The sequence below is a fragment of the Promineifilum sp. (SeqCode) genome (genome assembly GCF_041918635.1).
In the GTDB taxonomy this organism is placed as follows: domain Bacteria; phylum Chloroflexota; class Anaerolineae; order Promineifilales; family Promineifilaceae; genus Promineifilum.
On sequence record NZ_JAYRVJ010000349.1, the window covers coordinates 1 to 4,333 of the forward strand.

3 protein-coding genes are annotated in these 4,333 nt (G+C 63.5%); 1 reads left to right on the forward strand and 2 read right to left on the reverse strand.

All coding sequences use genetic code 11. The annotated features are described in order from the left end of the window. Positions 1-494 precede the first annotated feature (494 nt). Entirely contained in the window at positions 495-1,328 is an 834-nt protein-coding gene (locus ACE3UY_RS11135; protein ID WP_374687601.1) for a hypothetical protein, read from the reverse strand. Positions 1,329-1,621: 293 nt separating this feature from the next. After that, positions 1,622-3,241 carry a glycosyltransferase family 39 protein gene (locus tag ACE3UY_RS11140; RefSeq protein ID WP_374687602.1) on the reverse strand — a complete coding sequence of 540 codons (1,620 nt, stop codon included), beginning with the start codon at positions 3,239-3,241 and terminating at the stop codon, positions 1,622-1,624. Positions 3,242-3,431: 190 nt separating this feature from the next. On the opposite strand from ACE3UY_RS11140, the gene ACE3UY_RS11145 reads away from it, so the two are divergent. Further along, a partial coding sequence (locus ACE3UY_RS11145) for an alpha-hydroxy acid oxidase (RefSeq protein WP_374687603.1) occupies positions 3,432-4,333 on the forward strand: 902 nt, incomplete at its 3' end.

The following is a 4,333-nucleotide window of genomic DNA, read 5'->3' on the forward strand; positions in this document are numbered from 1 at the left end:
ACGGGGTGTAAACTCGTTGCGCCAATAAGGGCTTTTGGCTATCAGCGCATCGATGTTCGGTTTGAGGCTGGGATCGGTGAAAACGGCCGTTTCGCCCGGTTCGCCGAAGACCTTGGCATAGTAAGGCGGCAGCCCGAACCACCCCTGCACGGCATCCCGGACAGCGGCGGTAAGCAATTTGATTAGTATGGTGCCCCTGTACTGCTCATGGTCCTTTCTCCGCTTGTTAGCCCGAGTGAACGTTATTCCAAACTCTGTAGAAACCCCTGCCTCGTAATCGCCACATCGCGGGTGAGATACTCGATAAAGGCGGCGAAGATCGTGTGCAGCTCATCGTCGGATTTAGCTAGTGGCAAACCATTCGGGTTATAGTACCTTGGTTGCTTCTCCACCCAAAAAATAAGGGCGCGTAGTGGGTAACTACGCGCCCTTGGGAGAAAGAGGAGGAGAAGAAACGGTGAGCCGCCGTGCCGGGGCGGCCCACCGGTTGGAGATTAGGCGTCCAGAGCCGTGTCAGTCGTCGTGCCGGTGGACGAATCCGGCGTGGTCTCCGGGGTCGTCGGCAGGGTATCCAAGCCGCGCCCGCCGTGACCGCCGCGACCACCGTGGCCGCGCCCGCCGCCGAAACCGCCGTGGAACTGGTAGGGCTGGGCCTCCAGCTGGGCCAGTAGCGCATCGGCCTGGGCCTGGGTGATGGCCCCATCGGCCAGGGCGTCAGCGACAGCCGCTTCCAGCGCCGACTGCACCTGGGCCTCAATGGCGTCGGTGTCCAGGTAGGACTGCGCCACCTTCTGGGCCAGCTTCAGATCGGCCTCTTCCTGCGTCAGTTCGCCGGCGGCCACGCGGTCGACCAGTTCGGCCTCATACGCTTCCAGCTTGGCCGCGTCGAGCGTCTCAACGGAGATGCCCAGCGCGTCAGCCAGGAACTCATCCTTGTCGTAGTAGGCGCTCAGCCGCCGGAAGCCCCGCCCGCTTTCGAGCTTGAGAGCCTCGCCCTCGGCTTCGGTCAGGCGCCCATCGGCCACGGCCTGATCGATCAGGGCGATGCGGGCGGCCTCTTCGGCCGTCGCCAGCTCTTCGAGGGTGATGCCCAGCGCGTCGGCGAGATACTGGTCGTCGTCGTCAACGATGGTGGTCTGGGTGTCGGCCTCGGCCTCAGGCGTGGCGTCGCTCTCGGTGCTGTCTTGCACCAGAACGATGGACGAGGCTTTGTCGGCCGCGGCAGCCACGACCGCCGTCTCGGGCTGGGCCATGGCCGCGACCCCGCCCAGCAGGCTGAGGACGGCCACGCCCCCCATGACGGAATACAAAATCTTGTTGCGAAGCATAAGCATATTCTCCTTCAGTGTGATTGCTGCGCTTTTTTCTGTGGCGCAGGCCACTTGAGTGGCGGTTGGGTTAACTGTCCACAGGATAGCCCAGGAATGTTCAGGAACCGTGAGGATGTTGTTGGGATTGTGTTGCGTTTTGGTAGGGGCAGACCGGCGTGTATGCCCCATCACTACCCGCTACACAAGCAGGAGTACACGAGGAGCATGCCTGGCCAGAGAGCGCACACGCCGGTGTGCCTCCAGACCGGCATGCCACAGGGAGCGCGCAGGGGCGCGCCTCTATTGGAGGATTATGGCGCGGGCAAAAGGGGCGAAGCGAGGGGGACGTTCCTCTCGTAGATGGTGAAGCCATCGCCCGCCAGCGCCGGGTGATAGTGAGCGGCCAGGAAGCTATCCAGTTCCGGGAAGTCAGCCGAATCCACACCGTGCGGCCGGGTGGGACTGGGAACGTAAATCATAAACCGGGGCGGCGCGGCCTGAAGGCGGGCGAGAAAGTCGCGCCGCAATCCCTGGATGTAATCGGTGGAGACGTGGTGATAGAACTGATAGTCGTCAATATAGGGCGTGGCCAGGCGCGCTTCCGCGCGTCGCAGAGCCGTCATACTGCCGCCGGTAATTCCATCGAGCAGTTGGACCGTATCGCCCGGTCGCAACTCGCGCCGCAGGAACGCGGTTATGGCGTCCGCGCGGCCGCCGGCAATGGGAGCGGGCGGCTGCCCTCTGACCTGATTGTAGACATCGGGCGCCGGGCGAAGCGTCAGGGCCATGCCGGCGACGAAAGCGGTCAAGGCGAATAACTGCCGCCCTTTGTGACCATATCGTTCCTGCAAAGGTAGGAGAACCAGCGCGCCGCAGCAAGTCGCGAAGTAGAAGAAGGGCATCCAATGGTACGTCCAGAACTTGCCGGCGAATAGCTCGTAGACCACGTACAGGGGCATCAGGGCCGCCAGCAGGACAACCAGCCGCCGCTGAGGACCGCTCAATTCCACGTCGATCAGCCCAAAATAGATACCAAGGGCCGCCGTCATCAGCAATCCGGCCTTGCTGCCAAGCATCTGCGCCGTGTTGAAGACGTAAATCCACCGTTCGCCCGGCCCCAGCAACTCCTGGTTGCCGTTCAATTGATTGTAGAGCGGGATGTAGTGGGTCATCATGTCCCAGAATGACGGCAGCCCTCCACTTTGTTGCAGCCATAGCAGGGGCAGGGCCACAATGAACGCCAGCCCCGCGCCCGTCAATAGGGCCGGCTTGACGAGGGCGCGCCAATCGAGGGGGCTGTGAGCGCGCCCCAGGTGTTCATCGGCGAATAGCGCATAGAGCAGCACGGGCGGCAGGCCAATGCCGGAATGTGGCTTGATGGATACCGCCAGACCGAACAGCGCGCCGATCGCCAGATAGCGCCAACGCCCGCGGCCAAAGGTCTTGACATCGCCTGCCAGCCAGATAGCGGTGGCCGCGGGTAGCAGACAGAGGTAGTCCCGTTGCAGCGTCATGGTCGCGCCGAAACTCTGGTAGAGCAGACCAAATGACAGCGCCGCGCCCCAGGCCACCAGCCCCCCGAACGGCCGCATGACACGCCAGGTCATGAACAGCAACGCCCCGAGGTAGATCACATCAACCACGCGAAAGGCTCGGTCACCGTACCCCAGCGTCTTGCCGATTGCCAGATGGAACAGCAAATTCAGCGGTAGCGAAAACTGGAAAATGTCCCGATAGGGGACGAAGTCATACCGGTCGATCAGAAAGGCGATGGTGTGAAAATAGGAACTGTCGTGGGCCAGGTACCATTGCAGCGAGAGTACCGTCTGAAAGACAAGGAATAGCGTGCCGGCCGCCAGGATGGCGGCGACTACCACGTAGTAGCGCGGATGAGTCAGGCGGCGCTGGACGATAGGTAGTGCGCTTTTCATAGTGGATCGACGCTGGGTCATGTGCGTCCCTCCTCCATGGATCATAGTATGCTACGACCGTCTTTCCATCAAGTGAACGTGAAAGTTGACGGGTTGAACCGGCTCTCCGAGCGTTGCTGCCGCGTCCGGATTTGCCTGCTATACTAGCAGCATGGCCGGCTGCGCTGGGCCGCGCCGACAGGAGCACCTCATGGACCCCATCAACCTCTACGAATACGAAACTATCGCCCGCGAGAAGTTGACGCCGATGGCCTATGACTACTACGCCAGCGGCGCGCACGACGAGATCACCCTGCGCGAGAACCACGCCGCCTACGACCGCATCAAGCTGAAGTACCGCGTCCTGCGCGACATCAGCCGGCGCGATATCTCCACCACGGTGCTGGGCCACCGGCTGAGCATGCCCGTCATCGTCGCGCCAACCGCTTTCCACAAGCTGGCCTGCGCGGAGGGGGAGATCGCCACGGTGCGCGCCGCGGGCGCGGCCGGGACGCTGATGATCCTGAGCACCCTCTCGACCACCTCTATCGAGGACGTGATGACCGCGGCGACGGGGCCGGTATGGTTCCAACTGTACGTCTACAAGGATCGCGGGGCGACGGCCGCCCTGGTGCAGCGGGCCGAGGCCGCCGGCTGTTCGGCGCTGGCGCTGACAGTGGACGCCCAAATCTGGGGCCGACGCGAGCGGGACGTGCGCAATCGCTTCCAGTTGCCGCCCGGCCTGTCAGTCAAGAACCTGATGCCCGCCGGCCAGGAGGAGTTCCCGGCGACCATGCAGGATTCCGGTCTGGCGGCCTACGTCGCCTCGCTGTTCGACCAGACGTTGTCGTGGAAGGATGTGGAGTGGCTGTGCGGGCTGACCAGGCTGCCGGTGCTGCTGAAGGGCGTGGTGCATCCCGACGACGCGCGGCAGGCGGCCGACTACGGCGCGTCGGGCGTCATCGTCAGCAATCACGGCGGCCGGCAACTGGACACCGCGCCGGCGACCATCGAGGTGCTGCCGGAGATCGTCGAGGCGGTGGACGGCCGGATCGAGGTGCTGATCGATGGCGGCATCCGCCGCGGCACGGACGTGATCAAGGCCCTGGCCTA

Bases quoted from the DNA above. Each gene is read 5' to 3' on its own strand.
- ACE3UY_RS11135 (WP_374687601.1), bottom strand. From the start codon at position 1,328: ATGCTTCGCAACAAGATTTTGTATTCCGTCATGGGGGGCGTGGCCGTC.
- ACE3UY_RS11140 (WP_374687602.1), bottom strand. From the start codon at position 3,241: ATGAAAAGCGCACTACCTATCGTCCAGCGCCGCCTGACTCATCCGCGC.